The sequence below is a fragment of the Bradyrhizobium sp. Pha-3 genome, assembly GCF_042258325.1.
In the GTDB taxonomy this organism is placed as follows: Bacteria; Pseudomonadota; Alphaproteobacteria; order Rhizobiales; family Xanthobacteraceae; genus Bradyrhizobium; species Bradyrhizobium elkanii.
Map to the genome: position 1 here is coordinate 2,773,058 of NZ_CP170151.1, position 14,537 is coordinate 2,787,594.

A 14,537-nucleotide genomic window follows, 5' to 3' on the forward strand; every position below is an offset into this window, starting at 1 on the left:
CGGTTCTGATTCAATCAGAACCGAAAATGGTCCAGTGAGCGCCGCCCGTAGCGATTAGGCGAGCTTGACGGTCTCGGTCTTGTAGTCCTTGCCGAGGGTCTCGAACACCTTGGCAACGATGCTCTTGGCGTCGAGACCGGCGCGGGCATACATCGCCGCCGGCGTGTCGTGGTCGAGGAACACGTCGGGCAGGATCATCGAGCGGAACTTGAGCACGCCGCTGTCGAGCATGGCGTTGTCCGACAGGAACTGCATGACATGCGAGCCGAAGCCGCCGATCGAGCCTTCCTCGATCGTGATCAGGATCTCGTGGTCGCGCGCGAGCTTCATGATCATCTCTTCGTCGAGCGGCTTCATGAAGCGCGCGTCGGCGATCGTGGCGGAGAGGCCGTGGGCGGCGAGCTCGTCGGCCGCCTTTTCGCACTCGGCGAGACGGGTGCCGAACGACAGCAGCGCGACCTTCTTGCCCTCGCGGATGATGCGGCCCTTGCCGACTTCCAGGGCAACGCCGACTTCCGGCATCTCGATGCCGCGGCCTTCGCCGCGCGGATAGCGCAGCGCGCTCGGACGATCGTTGATCGCAACCTGCGTCGCCACCATGTGGACCAGTTCCGCCTCGTCGGCGGCGGCCATGATCACCATGTTCGGCAGACAGCCGAGATAAGCGCTGTCGAACGAACCCGCATGGGTCGCGCCGTCGGCGCCCACCAGGCCGGCGCGGTCGATCGCGAAGCGGACCGGAAGGCTCTGGATCGCGACGTCATGGACCACCTGGTCATAGCCGCGCTGCAGGAAGGTCGAATAGATCGCGCAGAACGGCTTGTAGCCCTCGGTGGCGAGGCCGGCGGCGAAGGTCACAGCGTGCTGTTCGGCAATGCCGACGTCGAAGGTGCGATCCGGGAACGCCTTGTTGAAGATGTCGACGCCGGTGCCCGACGGCATTGCCGCAGTGATGGCGACGATCTTGTCGTCCTTCTCGGCTTCCTTGACGAGGCTCTGGCCGAACACGTTCTGGTAGGCCGGCGCATTCGGCTTGGCCTTGGCCTGGGTGCCGGTCGCGACGTCGAACTTGACCACGGCGTGGTACTTGTCGGCGGAGGCTTCGGCCGGGCCGTAGCCCTTGCCCTTCTGGGTCACGACGTGAACCAGGATCGGGCCGGTCTCCATGTCGCGGACGTTCTTCAGCACCGGCAGCAGATGGTCGAGATTGTGACCGTCGATCGGGCCGACATAGTAGAAGCCGAGTTCCTCGAACAGCGTGCCGCCGTCCATCATGAAGCCGCGGGAATATTCCTCAACGCGGTTGGCGCGGTTGGCGAGGATCTTCGGCAGACGCTTGTTGATCTGCTTGGCGGCCTCGCGCAGCGAGCGGTAGGTCTTGCCGGAGTAGAGGCGCGACAGATAGGCGCTCATCGCGCCGACCGGCGGGGCGATCGACATGTCGTTGTCGTTGAGGATCACGATCAGGCGCGAGTTCATCGCGCCGGCGTTGTTCATCGCCTCATAGGCCATACCCGCCGACATCGCACCGTCACCGATCACGGCGATAACGTTGTTCTTGCCGCCGGAGAGATCGCGCGCCACGGCCATGCCGAGGCCGGCCGAAATCGAGGTCGAGGAGTGCGCGGCGCCGAACGGATCGTAGTCGCTCTCGGTGCGCTTGGTGAAGCCGGAGAGGCCGCCGCCGGTGCGCAGCGTGCGGATGCGGTCGCGGCGTCCGGTCAGGATCTTGTGCGGATAGGCCTGGTGGCCGACGTCCCAGATCAGGCGGTCGCGCGGGGTGTCGAAGATGTAGTGGATGGCGGTGGTCAGTTCGACCACGCCGAGGCCGGCGCCGAAATGGCCGCCGGTCACCGACACCGCGTCGATGGTTTCCTGGCGAAGCTCGTCGGCAACCTGCCGCACCTGCTCGACCTTCAGCTTGCGCAGGTCATCCGGCGTGTGAATAGTGTCAAGAAGCGGCGTCTTACTAAATGTGGTCACAGCGAATTTCCAATTTTTGCCTGTCGGAACGAACCGCCCGACGCGAGATGGGATGGCGCGCACACCGCGCAGCGAATCCAGACACTGGGTGCCGCCCCGGCAGGCCGGTGCCTGGTTGTAAGCCTAGATTCACTCCGGATTGGACCACGTGATATGCATCACCTTGGTCGCTCTTCACCCGTCCCGGTTCAGTTTTGTCGAACCATTTGAGATGCTTGCCGCCCGAAAAATTCGGGCCGCCTGCCACCTTCAAATGCCCATAGAACTGGAAGCATTACACCAAAGCTGTAGCCAAAGCCAACCCGATAGGGGGTGCAGGGTTCCTATGCGCTGTCTCGAAAAACCTAGACTTTTCAATGCCTGGGTCGGAGCTGGGTTCCAATAATGCCCATTTTAGCGGCGGGCGGTCGGTACCGAGCGGGCTGATTCGCACGCCGCGCCGATCGCCGCGATCGCTCCGCGGCGTGATGGATTGCTGGAAATAAGCAGCAACAATTGCCCGCCGGGGCGGACATTCCGTCGCATGATCGTGGGGGCCGACGCCCGGAGCCTACTCCGTTTCGACGGAATCGGAGCGGGGCTCTACTGCACGTCGAGCGGCTCGGTCCCGGTCGGCTGGCCCGAGGCGTCGGTGGTGATCTTGTCGACGCGGGCTTCGGCCTGGCGCAGCAATTCCTCGCAGCGCCGCTTCAGCGCCTCGCCGCGCTCGTAGATCGCGACCGATTCCTCAAGCGGGACCTTGCCATCCTCGAGCCGCTTGACGATCGATTCGAGTTCCTCGATCGCGCGTTCAAAGGAGAGCTTCTTCACATCGGCTTGGGTGTTGTCGGCCATTCTTTGCGTTCCCGATTGCGTGGATCAGATCGCAACCTGATCTTGTCGTCCAAACATGACCTGTCGCAGGCCATGCTCGCCCCGGCGCAGAATCAATCGAATTTTTGCGGGCGTATTGTGGCGGGGATTTACCCGCCCATCAATGCGGTGACGTGAGATGCCACCGACTCTTTCAGGCCCTGCAGGTCGTAGCCGCCTTCCAGGACGGAGACGACGCGGCCGCCGGCGCTCTTGTCGGCGAGATCCATCAGCTTGCGCGTGACCCAGCCGAAATCCTCGCCCGTCAGGTTGATCGAGGCCAGGGGATCGCGGTGATGTGCATCGAAGCCCGCCGAGATGACGACGAGTTCGGGGGAGAACTTCTCGAGCTGCGGCAGGATCAGGTTCTCGAAAGCGGAGCGGAACTTGGCGCCACCGTCGCCGGGCGCCAGTGGCGCGTTGACGACGGTGTCGTGCTCGCCGCGCTCGCCGGCGGCCCCGGTGCCGGGGAACAGCGGCATCTGGTGCGTCGAGCAATACATCACGGTCGGGTCGGCCCAGAAGATATCCTGCGTGCCGTTGCCGTGATGGACGTCGAAATCGATGATCGCAGCGCGCTTGATGCCGTATTTGCGCTGCGCGTGGCGGGCGGCGATCGCGGCATTGTCGAAGAAGCAGAAGCCCATCGGTGTCGATTTCTCGGCGTGGTGCCCGGGCGGGCGCACCGCGACGAAGGCGTTTTGATGCTTGCCCTCCATCACCGCATCGGTGGCGGCCACCGCGCCGCCGACGCCGCGCATCACCGCTTCCCAGGTGCCCGGCGACATCGAGGTGTCGCCGTCGATATAGATCATGCCGGAGGTCGGCGCGATGTGGCGGAGTTCGCTGACATAGTGCTCGCCGTGACAGAGCAGCACGGTGTCGAGGTCGCCTTCCGGCGCGGAATCGCGCACCAGCGCCTTGAAGCGATCCTCGCCGAGCACCTCGGCGACCGCCCGCAGCCGGTCGGGGCGTTCGGGATGTCCGGGAGGGGTCAGGTGGTCGAGACAGGCGGAATGCGTCAGAAGCAGTGTCATGCAAATTCCCGGCGCAATGGATGCGCGTGCGAGGGCGCATGATCCGGAAAAGTGCGCAGCGGTTTTCCGAACGAGATCATGCAAGAGCAGGCCCTAATCTAGGCCGTTAGCGGCGTTCCGGAAAGGGCCGACATCATCTCTGTTCCCGTCCTTTCAAAGCCGGGGTGTTTTCCGCGTCATTGCGAGCAGAGCGAAGCAATCCATGCTGCCGCATGCTCGGAGACAATGGATTGCTCCGCTCCGCGTGCAACGACGCGAGGGGCTGCGTACGCCACCCCTAGACCTCGCTCAATTGATCCGCTCGATCCGCTTGCCTGCCGTCGGGCCCACCGGGCTGTTGGCCTTGAAGTAGGCATAGAGCGCATCGACGTCGTAGATGCCGAACTGCTGCGCGGTTCCTTGCTTGAACACCGTGAAGCCGTCGCCGCCCTCGGCGAGATAATTGTTCACGGTGACGCGGTAACTCGCGGCCGGGTCGATCGGTTTGCCGTCGAGCGACATCCGTGCGGCGATGATGCGCGCGCCATCGCCCTTGCTCGCATCCCACGCATAGGAGAACCCCTTCGAGACCTGGAGGGCGCGCGGCCGCTTCGGATCGGCCCATTGCTGCTCCAGCGCGTCCTTGAGCTGCTTGCCGGTCAGCGTCATCGTCACGAGCTGGTTGCGGAACGGCTGGCTTGCGAAAATATCGGCATAGGTCACCGCGCCGTCCTCACGCTTGACGATGTCGGTGCGTACGCCGCCGGGATTGGTGAAGGCGATCACCGCGCCGCCATTCGGCTCAGCGCTGGTTGCAAGCAGCTGTGCGTCGGCGACGATATCGCCGAGCACGCTTTCGCCGGTCTCGGCGGGCGTACGCGACAGCGTTTCGGTGACCGAGCCTGCCGCGCGGCTCGCGATCGGCGCGGCGAGCCGGTCGTAGGATTCCAGCAGCGCGCTCTGCTCGGGATCCTTGGCGGTGCCGGCGATCCGCACGATGGTGTTGGCGGCCCTGGCGCTGATCACGTCATGGCTGTTCGGATCGAGCTGAAGATCGATCGCGGTGACCAGGGTGCCGTATTTGTCGCCGGAGGTGACGAGCCGTCCGTCGATCTCGCAGACATAGGCCTGGTGGGTGTGGCCGGAGATCACGACGTCGACCGCGCGATCGAACTTCTTGACGATGTCGACGATCGGTCCGGAGATGCCGGGACATTCGTTATAGTCGCCGGTCGGAAAGCCGCCTTCGTGGATCAGCACCACGATCGCCTCGACGCCCTTCGCTTTCAGCTCGGGGACCAGCGCATTGACGGTCTCGGCCTCATCGCGGAAATCGAGGCTCGCGACGCCGGCCGGCGACACCAGGTTCGGGGTGTTCTTCAGCGTCAGCCCGATGAAGGCCACTGGAATGCCGTCGAACTGCTTGATCTCGTAGGGCGGAAACACCGGCTTGCCGGTCGCCTTGTCGATCGCAGAGGCGGCGAGATAGCGGAATTTGGCCCCTGTGAACGGGTGCGGCCCCTGGCATTGGCCGATCGGATGGCAGCCGCCATTCTGCATCCGCAGCAGCTCGTCCTTGCCCTCGTCGAATTCGTGATTGCCGACCGAGGAAATCGCAAGCCCCATCAGCGAGAGCGACTCGATGGTCGGCTCGTCGTGAAACATCGCCGACAGGAACGGGCTCGCGCCGATCAGGTCGCCGGCCGCAACGAAGATGTTGTTCTTGTGTCCTTCGCGCAGTTGCTTGACGACGGTGGCCATCCGCTCGGCGCCGCCGGCGGGCTCCATGATCTTTTTGGTCGCGTCAGTGGGGTCGGTGATGCGGATGCCGCCCGGCGGCGGCCGCAGATAGCCGTGGAAATCGTTGATCGCGAGAATGCGCAGGCCCACCGGCTCCGCGGCCGGCGCCAGGCAAGGGCTTGCTGCGGCCAGTCCGAACGCGCAGAGCGCGGCGAGAGGGGAAAGGCGGGGCTGTCTCATGACCTGTCCATGGAGCACGGGATCATGGCGCCGCGCCACTACAATTTTGCGACGCTTCGTTTCAATCCTTCGGGCGAGCCATGAATGCCTTGAACGCCTCGACTGCTTCCTTGGAGCGCATCCGTTCGCTGAACAGATGGTTCTCCTGCTCGATGCGGCGGGTGACGTCCTCCGGCGGCAGTCGGATCAGGCGCCGCGAGATCGCCACCGCCTCGGCCGGCAGCGCGCAGATCTCGCGCGCCACCTTGTGCGCCTCCACCTCGGCATGCCCCGGCGCCACCACGGTGTTGACGAAGCCGGCGACGCGGGCGTCGTCGGCCGACATGGTGCGGCCGATCACCAGCATCGCGAAGGCGCGCTGGTGGCCCATCATGCGCGGCATCAACAGGCTTGAGGCGCCTTCCGGCACCAGGCCGAAATTGGAGAACGGCGTCGAGAACAGTGCAGTCTTGCTGGCGAGCACATAGTCACAGTGAAACAGCATGGTGGTGCCGATGCCCATCGCGACGCCGTCGACGGCGGCGATGATCGGCTTCACATTGTGGGCCAGCGAATACAGGAACTTGACGAGGTCGGAGGCCGGCGGCGGCTCGCCGGTCGAGGTGCCCTGCGCGAGCAGGTCCTCGATGTCGTTGCCCGCGGTGAACACGCCGGAGCCGCCGGTGATGATCAGGCAGCGGATCTTCGGATTGTTCTGCGCCTTGTCGATCGCGTCGCTGATCGCGCGAAACATCTCCTGGGTGATCGCGTTCTTCTTCTCGGGCCTGCGCAGCCGGATCACGCGCGTGGCGGCTTCGTCGGTCACTATGACATGCGCGGTCATCGAGCGGTCCCAGGGTCGGCCGGCATCGTCGCCGGTGGAGGTCGTAGCGCCATCCTACATGATCCGGTGCAAGCCCCAAGAGCTCCAGCGTGTTCCGGGCCGCTTTTCCCCGTGGGCGAGCATGAGGACGGCGCAATGCAGCTAACCGGAATTTCGCGATACCGGGCAGGAGACGTTGGTCGTAGGCCGGACCTGTACGGCGATGCTGCCGCGCAGGCCGCCCGCGCCTGATGGCGCTGCTGCCTCCCAGGAGCGGCCGTGGCGCTCGCGACGAGTTTAACTTCCCCGCGAGAAACATTCCGCTGTTCGCGGCATTCCCCCCTTTGCTGACAGGCCGAGCAGACCTCGACACGTCGTTGTCGTGGTTCCGCGTCCGGCTGACTTGAGGAGAGCAGCGGCATGCAGATCTCCGGACGTTTGGAACTATCGCGGCGCCATCTGTTGATTGTTGGAGCCGCCTCGCTTGCGGCGTCGTCGATCGCGACGCCTCCGCCTGCGGCCGCCCAATCTGCCCCGATCGGAGCGCCCGTGATGACGAGAGTATCCTTTGACGTGAACGGCGAAACCCACCAGCTCGAGCTCGACACCAGGACCACGCTGCTCGATGCCCTGCGCGAGCACCTGCATCTGACCGGCACCAAGAAGGGCTGCGACCACGGCCAATGCGGCGCCTGCACGGTGATCGTCGACGGCCGGCGGATCAATTCCTGCCTGACGCTCGCCGTGATGCATCAGGGCGACGAGATCACGACGATCGAGGGCCTCGGCACGCCGGACGGGCTGCATCCGCTACAGGCGGCGTTCGTCGAGCATGACGGCTATCAATGCGGCTATTGCACGCCCGGCCAGATCTGCTCGGCGGTCGCCGTGCTTGCCGAGGTCAAGGCCGGCATCCCGAGCCATGTCACGGCGGATCTGATTGCGCCGGTGCGACTGACCAATGCCGAGCTCCGCGAGCGCATGAGCGGCAACATCTGCCGCTGCGGCGCCTATTCCAACATCGCCGAGGCGATCAGCGAGGTCGCCGGGAGGAGCGCATGAGATCATTCAGCTATGAACGCGCCGCCTCGCCGGGCGCGGCCGCCGCAGCCGCCGCCCGCACCGCGAACGCCAAGTTCATCGCCGGCGGCACCAATCTGCTCGACCTGATGAAGCTCGAGATCGAGACGCCGGCGCATCTGATCGACGTCAACGACCTGGCGCTCGACCGCATCGAGGAGACCGCGGACGGCGGCTTGCGGATCGGCGCGCTGGTGCGCAACACTGATCTTGCCGCCGATATTCGCGTGCGGCGCGACTATGGCGTGCTGTCGCGCGCGCTGCTCGCCGGCGCTTCCGGGCAGCTCCGCAACAAGGCGACCACCGCCGGCAATCTGCTGCAGCGGACGCGCTGTCCTTATTTCTACGACACCAATCTGCCCTGCAACAAGCGCAAGCCCGGCAGCGGCTGCGCCGCGATCGGCGGCTTCAGCCGCCAGCATGCGGTGGTCGGTGTGAGCGACGCCTGCATCGCGACCCATCCGAGCGACATGGCGGTGGCGATGCGCGCGCTCGACGCGACCGTGGAGACGGTGCGGCCCAACGGCACGACGCGCAGCATCCCGATCGCCGAGCTGCATCGTCTGCCCGGCGACAGCCCCGAGATCGAAACCAGCCTGGAGCCAGGCGAGCTGATCACCGCGGTGGTGCTGCCGAAACCGGTCGGCGGCGCGCAGGCCTATCGCAAGGTGCGCGACCGCGCCTCTTATGCCTTTGCGCTGGTCTCGGTTGCGGCGATCGTGCAGCGCGACGGCACCGGCCGCGTCGCGCTCGGCGGCGTGGCGCACAAGCCGTGGCGCGTCGAGGCGGCGGAGGCGGAATTGCCTGCTGGCGCCAAGGCCGTCACCGCGCGCCTCTTCGCCGATGCGAAGCCGACCAAGGACAATGCGTACAAGCTGCCGCTCGCCGAGCGAACGCTGGCGGCGGTGCTGCGCGAGGCCAGAGCTTGAAACGAAGGCTTAAGATGAGGGCCTGACATCATGCGTTTTGAACATCCCGCCACCTTCAATCCGATCGACCAGCTCAAGGTGATCGGCCACCCGACCAGCCGGATCGAGGGGCCGCTCAAGACCACCGGCACCGCGCCTTACGCCTATGAGCGGCATGACGTCGCCGCCAACCAGGCCTATGGCTACGTGGTCGGTTCGGCGATCGGCAAAGGGCGGATCGGTTCGATCGATCTCGAGGCGGCGAAGGCTGCACCGGGCGTGCTCGCCATCGTCACATCGGACAATGCCGGCAAGCTTGGCAAGGGCGAGCGCAATGCGGCACCGCTGCTCGGCGGGCCCGAGATCGCGCATTATCACCAGGCCGTCGCGATCGTCGTCGCCGGGACCTTCGAGCAGGCGCGGGCCGCGGCGCAACTGGTCCGGATCGACTACGTCAAGGGCGACGGCAAGTTCGATCTTGCCGCGGAGCGGGACAAGGGCATCACGCCGCACCCGTCATTCGGCGGCCCGGCCGACACCGCCGTCGGCGATTTCGCCTCCGCCTTCGCTGCTGCGCCCGTGCAGCTCGATGCCACCTACACCACGCCCGATCAGGGCCACGCGATGATGGAGCCGCACGCTTCGATCGCGGCCTGGGACGGCGACAAGCTCACGGTCTGGACCTCCAACCAGATGATCGCCTGGGGCGCCGAGGACATGGCGAAGACGCTTGGCATTCCCAAGGAGAATGTCCGTCTGGTGTCGCCCTATATCGGCGGCGGCTTCGGCGGCAAGCTGTTCCTGCGCGCCGAGGTGCTGCTCGCCGCGCTCGGCGCCCGCGCGGCCGGCCGGCCGGTCAAGGTCGCGCTGCAACGTCCGCTGATGTTCAACAACACGACGCACCGTCCGGCGACGATCCAGCGCATCCGCATCGGCGCCGAGCGCGACGGCAAGATCACCGCGATCGGCCACGAGAGCTGGTCCGGCAACGTCAAGGACGGCGAGCCCGAGATGGCGGTGAGCCAGACGCGTCTGCTGTATGCCGGTGCCAGCCGGATGACGGCGACGCGGCTTGCGGCGCTCGATCTGCCGGAGGGCAATGCGATGCGCGCGCCCGGAGAAGCCTCCGGCATGATGGCGCTCGAGATCGCGATCGACGAGCTCGCCGACAAGCTCGGCATCGACCCGGTCGTGTTGCGCATCAGCAACGACACCCAGGTCGACCCCGAGCATCCGGAGCGGCACTTTTCGCAGCGGCAATTGGTGCAGTGCCTGAGCGATGGCGCGGCGCGGTTCGGCTGGGACAAGCGCAACCCGAAACCCGGCGCGGTCCGCGACGGACGCTGGCTGGTCGGAATGGGCGTCGCCGCGGCCTTCCGCAACAATCTCGTGACCAAATCGGCGGCCCGCGTTCGTCTCGACCAGAAGGGCATCGTGACTGTCGAGACCGACATGACCGACATCGGCACCGGCTCCTACACCATCATCGCGCAGACCGCCGCCGAGATGATGGGCGTGCCGCTCGAGAAGGTCGCGGTGCGGCTCGGCGATTCCGACTTTCCGGTGTCTTGCGGCTCGGGCGGGCAGTGGGGCGGCAACAATTCCACCGCCGGTGTCTACGCCGCCTGCACCAAGCTGCGCGAGGCCATTGCGCAGAAGCTCGGCTTCAATTCCGAGGAAGCGGTGTTTGCCGACGGCGTGGTCCGCTCCGGCAATCGCAGCGTGCCGCTGGCGCAGGCCGCCGGCGGCGGCGACCTCGTGGCGGAAGATGCCATCGAGTATGGCGATCTCGCCAAAACCTACCAGCAGTCGACCTTCGGCGCGCATTTCGTCGAGGTCGGCGTCGATGTCGACACGGCGGAAATCCGGGTGCGGCGGATGCTTGCGGTTTGCGCGGCGGGCCGCATCCTCAATCCGAAGGCGGCGCGCAGCCAGGTGATCGGCGCGATGACCATGGGTGTCGGCGCGGCGCTGATGGAGGACCTCGTGGTCGACAAGCGTCACGGCCTGTTCATCAATCACGACCTCGCTGCCTATGAGGTGCCGGTGCATGCCGACATCCCGCATCAGGAGATGATCTTTCTCGACGAGACCGATCCGATCTCATCGCCGATGAAGGCCAAGGGCGTCGCCGAACTCGGCATCTGCGGCGTTGCCGCCGCGGTCGCCAACGCGGTCCACAACGCGACCGGCGTTCGCGTGCGCGACTATCCGATCACGCTCGACAAGCTGCTCGCAGGGATGCCGGAGCCGGTCTAGCGCGGCATGCTTCACCTCACCCCGTGTGCGGGGAGAGGCATAGGCCGCCGTTGGCGGCCGTTCTCAAGAACGCTGAAGCAGAGCTTCAGCTATGACGCATCGCTAGATGCGTTTCGGGTGAGGGGGAGTCTCCATAAAGACAACTATCACCGGATATGCGGAGACGGCCCCTCACCCCAACCCTCTCCCCGTGAAGAACGGGGAGAAGGAGCACAGCGGAGTCGGGGGCGCTGTTCGACCTAAACGCTCTAGCCGCGCCCGACGAACGAGCCGATGCCCCGGCCGATCGCGGCGCCGTGCTGAAACAGTGCGCCGAGGTGATCGCCGGGCACCGACATCGCATCGAGGCCGTTCTCAGCGGCGAAGCGCTGCATCGGCGCGTGCGGTCCGTCGTCCTGCCCGTTCCACAGCAGCACCGGCACGCGCGATGACAGCACGGCGTCCTTGGCGCCGTCGACCTGGCCGAGCGCATTGAAGCAGGCGCGCACGCCGCCTTCGAGATCCGGCGTCACCCATTCGGCGAGCTCCGGCACGGTGCGGCGGGCAAAGGTGATGAAGGCGCCATAGGTCAGCGGGCCGGCATTGCCGCGCGGCAGTCCGGTGAGAAAGTCCCAGCCGCCGATCGCCAGCGAGGCCAGCCGCGCCGGGAAAAACCGGGCGACACCGACCGCGACCCAGCCGCCCATCGAGTGTCCCACCACATGGGCGCGCTCGCCGCCGAGATCGTCGATCACGGCGACGATGTCGCCGGCGCGCTGCGCCTGATTATAGAGCGCCGGATCGGCGGGCTTGTCGCTCAGGCCATGTCCGAGCGAATCGACGCAAACGACACGAAAGCGATCGGCAAGCGCGTCGACCACGCCGCATTGCTTCCAGCTCGCGGCGTCGAGCAGGAGACCGTGCTGCAGCACGATCAGCGGCCCGGACCCCTCGACGGTGTAATGGATGCGCTGGCCCCGGTGATTGGCGAATGGCATTGATAGAGTTCCCCATGTTTCACCGACAGGTGAGCGTGGCGGCGCCCGGATTCAAGACCTCGTTCCGGACCGGGAACCGTTCCACAACCCCCGATCGCGGGCGGAACCTCGCCTTCAGCCGCCCCACACGGTGGCTTCGCTCCAGCCGAGATCCCTGAACTCGGCTGCCCGGAGCGGAGCTTCGCCGGCGGCGAAGAATTCGTCGAGCTGCGGCGGCTTGACTGTGGTCTCCGACAGCATCGCATGGGCCTGGCCGCGATGATGGATCTGGTGCTGAAACAGATGCATCAAGAGGCGGTCGCGTCGCTCGGTCTGCACCGAGGTGTCGCGATTGACCTTCACGATGTCCTCGAGCCGTTCAGGCGTCAGCACATCGCAGTGCACGATCAGCCGCTGATCGATCGCGCGCTGGGCGTCTTTCAGCTGCGCCACTGACGGGTAGGGCACCTCGTTCGCCCACGCCTTCGGGCCGAGCCAGCCACCTTCGAGCGCGTCGATATAAAACAGGTCGATGACATGAATGTGGTTCAGCGTCGCCTGCAGGCTCGGGAAGAACCCGGTCCGCGCCGCGGCGAACTCCGCCTGGCTGAGACCGGCGCAGGCCGTGAGCAGGCGATGATTGGCCCAGGCGTTATTGTACGCAAAAGCGCGAAAAGTCTGAACGAGGCCTGCTTGCATATCGGTCCTCACTGGATTGACTGTTTCAGGCGGTCGCGGCGGCTGGCCGATCCGCGACAGTGTTCGTGGTGCTTGCGTTGGTGACTTGATCCTCGCATAGCTAATCCATCGTGGTGCACTTCATCCGAGGGCGGCGGCAGATGCAACTGGCAAAGAACGTGATCGACGTCGGCCTGTCCTCCAACGATCTCGAGCCGATGCTGCGGTTCTGGCAACAGGATGCCGGACTTCGCTTCGATCACGTGCAGCCGATCCGCCGCGGGCAGAAGCAATACCGGCACGACGCGCACGGTTCGGTCATCAAGCTCAACCATCATGTCGAGCCGCTGCCGGATGCGGCGCCGAGCGGCTATCGCGAACTGATCATTGCGCGCGCGGGCGTCGAAGCGCCGCAACGCATGCGCGATCCCGACGGCAACCGGGTTTGCCTGGTTGCGCCCGGACACGACGGCATCACCCAGATCGCCGTCGCGATGGCGGTGCGCGACCTCGTCGCGCATCGCAGGTTCTACGGCGACATCCTCGGCTTCACCGAGCAATCATGGTCGGGCGGTCCGGCGTTCCGCCTCGGCGACAGCCTGATCCTGCTCAAGGAAGATGCTGCCGCAACGCTCGATCCGATCCGACAGGCGCGCGGCTGGCGCTACATCACGCTGCAGGTCGCCGACATCGACGCCGTGCATGACGAGCTGCGCGCCAAGGGCGTGCGGGAAGGCCTTGCGCCGGTGACGCTCGGCGAGGTCGCACGGATCTCCATGATCCTCGATCCCGATGGCAACTGGATCGAACTGTCTCGTCGCGCATCGATCGTTGGAAGCCTGTCCAACCGCTAGGCAGCAAATTTTCTGGCCGCCCGGTCGGCGCCGATGATATGATTCGGCGAATGCATCCAATTTGATGATCGCTTTATGCAGTCGATTTTCAGGCCGCGGCGGGTTCATCGATCGATTTTGCCAGCGGTTATCGGCTCGGCTTGCCTGCTGCTGCTTGTCCCCGTCGCAAGCGCCCAACCTCTCGGCGATCCAGCGGTGACGCCCGCCGCGCAGCGCGCAGAGCCGGCGCAGACAGAAACATCGCAAACCGAAACGTCTCGTCCGGTTACCGACGCCGGAGTGCGCAACGCTGAGGCCGATCCGTCGGCGTCCGATCAGCAATCGTCATCCGTTCCGTCGCCGGCGCCGACACCTTTGCGTCCAAAGCCCGATGGCCCGCAGCAATACTGCAAGGCGTTGGAGGAGGCTGCATTGGAGAACGGCTTGCCGCCGGATTTCTTCGTCCGGCTGATCTGGCAGGAAAGCAATTTCGATCCCAACTCGGTCAGTTCGGCCGGTGCCCAGGGGATCGCCCAGTTCATGCCCGGTACCGCGCGATGGCGCGGTCTGGCCGACCCGTTCGAGCCATTGCCTGCCTTGCAGGAATCCGCGCGCTGGCTCGGCGAGCTGCGCGCGCAGTTCGGCAGTCTCGGCCTTGCAGCGGCTGCCTACAATGGTGGTCCGCGGCGCGTTCAGGATTGGTTGGCGGGACGTGGAAACCTGCCCGGCGAAACACGCGCCTATGTCAGGATCATCACCGGCAAGTCCGCCGAGGAATGGGCGCAGGGTTCGCTCGAGGATCGAGTCCACACCGACGCGGCCATGGCCTGCGCTGACATCGTGCGCGGCATGCTCGTTCGGGCGCTTCCCGCGGGCCCAAGAGAGTCCGCGACAATCGCACAGCAAGCTGCGTGGGGACCATGGGGACTTCAATTGGCCGGCGGCCCGTCGCAATCCAGGGTCCTCGCCGACTACCAGCAACTTCAGAAACGATTTGCATCCGTGCTCGGCGATCGCGCACCGCTCGTTCTGAGATCGCGCATGGCCGGGCCAGGCTCGGCCACCTGGTATCTGCTCCGGGTCGCCGAGACGAGCCGTGAGCGGGCTAACCAGCTGTGCGCCCGATTAGAGGCAGTCGGCGGGCGCTGCCTGGTGTTTCGGAATTAGGTGGCACACGTTGAGGTCGCCGC

Annotated in this window: 12 protein-coding genes; 5 read left to right on the forward strand and 7 right to left on the reverse strand. The window is 65.7% G+C overall.

From position 1 onward, the window contains the following. Positions 1 to 54 precede the first annotated feature (54 nt). The 5 genes from dxs to ACE10X_RS12975 form a co-directional block, all read right to left on the reverse strand. Positions 55 to 1,983, reverse strand: a complete 1,929-nt coding sequence (gene dxs / locus ACE10X_RS12955; protein ID WP_375764205.1) for a 1-deoxy-D-xylulose-5-phosphate synthase — start codon at positions 1,981 to 1,983, stop codon at positions 55 to 57. Between the two features lie 582 nt (positions 1,984 to 2,565). Further along, entirely contained in the window at positions 2,566 to 2,817 is a 252-nt protein-coding gene (locus ACE10X_RS12960; protein WP_028339500.1) for an exodeoxyribonuclease VII small subunit, read from the reverse strand. A gap of 128 nt (positions 2,818 to 2,945) precedes the next feature. Then, positions 2,946 to 3,872 carry a histone deacetylase family protein gene (locus ACE10X_RS12965; RefSeq protein ID WP_038386482.1) on the reverse strand — a complete coding sequence of 309 codons (927 nt, stop codon included), beginning with the start codon at positions 3,870 to 3,872 and terminating at the stop codon, positions 2,946 to 2,948. A gap of 288 nt (positions 3,873 to 4,160) precedes the next feature. Further along, positions 4,161 to 5,831, reverse strand: a complete 1,671-nt coding sequence (locus ACE10X_RS12970; protein ID WP_304556562.1) for a bifunctional UDP-sugar hydrolase/5'-nucleotidase — start codon at positions 5,829 to 5,831, stop codon at positions 4,161 to 4,163. Between the two features lie 61 nt (positions 5,832 to 5,892). Continuing rightward, on the reverse strand, positions 5,893 to 6,654 hold the full coding sequence (locus ACE10X_RS12975) for a crotonase/enoyl-CoA hydratase family protein (RefSeq protein ID WP_038386481.1): 762 nt from the start codon (positions 6,652 to 6,654) through the stop codon (positions 5,893 to 5,895). Between the two features lie 399 nt (positions 6,655 to 7,053). On the opposite strand from ACE10X_RS12975, the gene paoA reads away from it, so the two are divergent. Genes paoA through paoC form a run of 3 tightly spaced genes read left to right on the forward strand, consistent with a single transcriptional unit; the run spans position 7,054 to position 10,880 of the window. Then, positions 7,054 to 7,695: an aldehyde dehydrogenase iron-sulfur subunit PaoA gene (gene paoA, locus ACE10X_RS12980; protein WP_038386480.1), complete on the forward strand. Its 642-nt coding sequence runs from the start codon at positions 7,054 to 7,056 to the stop codon at positions 7,693 to 7,695. Next, positions 7,692 to 8,642 (forward strand): xanthine dehydrogenase family protein subunit M, encoded by a 951-nt coding sequence (locus ACE10X_RS12985; protein WP_038386479.1) that lies wholly within the window; start codon positions 7,692 to 7,694, stop codon positions 8,640 to 8,642. The genes paoA and ACE10X_RS12985 overlap by 4 nt, the downstream gene beginning before the upstream one ends. A 30-nt stretch (positions 8,643 to 8,672) precedes the next feature. Then, the gene (gene paoC / locus ACE10X_RS12990) at positions 8,673 to 10,880 is read left to right on the forward strand and encodes an aldehyde oxidoreductase molybdenum-binding subunit PaoC (RefSeq protein WP_038386478.1); all 2,208 of its coding nucleotides are present in this window, start codon (positions 8,673 to 8,675) and stop codon (positions 10,878 to 10,880) included. 248 nt (positions 10,881 to 11,128) lie between these two features. Here paoC and ACE10X_RS12995 read toward each other — a convergent pair whose 3' ends face one another. Further along, complete coding sequence (locus ACE10X_RS12995) at positions 11,129 to 11,857, reverse strand: alpha/beta fold hydrolase (RefSeq protein WP_038386477.1); 729 nt, start codon at positions 11,855 to 11,857, stop codon at positions 11,129 to 11,131. Positions 11,858 to 11,971: 114 nt separating this feature from the next. Beyond that, positions 11,972 to 12,535 carry a DinB family protein gene (locus ACE10X_RS13000; protein ID WP_038386476.1) on the reverse strand — a complete coding sequence of 188 codons (564 nt, stop codon included), beginning with the start codon at positions 12,533 to 12,535 and terminating at the stop codon, positions 11,972 to 11,974. Positions 12,536 to 12,675: 140 nt separating this feature from the next. On the opposite strand from ACE10X_RS13000, the gene ACE10X_RS13005 reads away from it, so the two are divergent. After that, the gene (locus tag ACE10X_RS13005) at positions 12,676 to 13,368 is read left to right on the forward strand and encodes a VOC family protein (RefSeq protein ID WP_038386475.1); all 693 of its coding nucleotides are present in this window, start codon (positions 12,676 to 12,678) and stop codon (positions 13,366 to 13,368) included. A gap of 75 nt (positions 13,369 to 13,443) precedes the next feature. After that, complete coding sequence (locus ACE10X_RS13010; RefSeq protein ID WP_051003120.1) at positions 13,444 to 14,514, forward strand: lytic transglycosylase domain-containing protein; 1,071 nt, start codon at positions 13,444 to 13,446, stop codon at positions 14,512 to 14,514. The last annotated feature ends 23 nt before the right edge of the window (positions 14,515 to 14,537 follow it).

What these genes read in the sequence shown, in the direction of transcription:
- ACE10X_RS13010 (WP_051003120.1), top strand. Translation starts at nt 13,444, where the DNA reads ATGCAGTCGATTTTCAGGCCGCGGCGGGTTCATCGATCGATTTTGCCA.
- ACE10X_RS12970 (WP_304556562.1), bottom strand. Translation starts at nt 5,831, where the DNA reads ATGAGACAGCCCCGCCTTTCCCCTCTCGCCGCGCTCTGCGCGTTCGGA.
- ACE10X_RS12995 (WP_038386477.1), bottom strand. Translation starts at nt 11,857, where the DNA reads ATGCCATTCGCCAATCACCGGGGCCAGCGCATCCATTACACCGTCGAG.
- paoC (WP_038386478.1), top strand. Translation starts at nt 8,673, where the DNA reads ATGCGTTTTGAACATCCCGCCACCTTCAATCCGATCGACCAGCTCAAG.
- ACE10X_RS12960 (WP_028339500.1), bottom strand. Translation starts at nt 2,817, where the DNA reads ATGGCCGACAACACCCAAGCCGATGTGAAGAAGCTCTCCTTTGAACGC.
- ACE10X_RS13005 (WP_038386475.1), top strand. Translation starts at nt 12,676, where the DNA reads ATGCAACTGGCAAAGAACGTGATCGACGTCGGCCTGTCCTCCAACGAT.
- ACE10X_RS12985 (WP_038386479.1), top strand. Translation starts at nt 7,692, where the DNA reads ATGAGATCATTCAGCTATGAACGCGCCGCCTCGCCGGGCGCGGCCGCC.
- paoA (WP_038386480.1), top strand. Translation starts at nt 7,054, where the DNA reads ATGCAGATCTCCGGACGTTTGGAACTATCGCGGCGCCATCTGTTGATT.
- ACE10X_RS12975 (WP_038386481.1), bottom strand. Translation starts at nt 6,654, where the DNA reads ATGACCGCGCATGTCATAGTGACCGACGAAGCCGCCACGCGCGTGATC.
- ACE10X_RS13000 (WP_038386476.1), bottom strand. Translation starts at nt 12,535, where the DNA reads ATGCAAGCAGGCCTCGTTCAGACTTTTCGCGCTTTTGCGTACAATAAC.
- ACE10X_RS12965 (WP_038386482.1), bottom strand. Translation starts at nt 3,872, where the DNA reads ATGACACTGCTTCTGACGCATTCCGCCTGTCTCGACCACCTGACCCCT.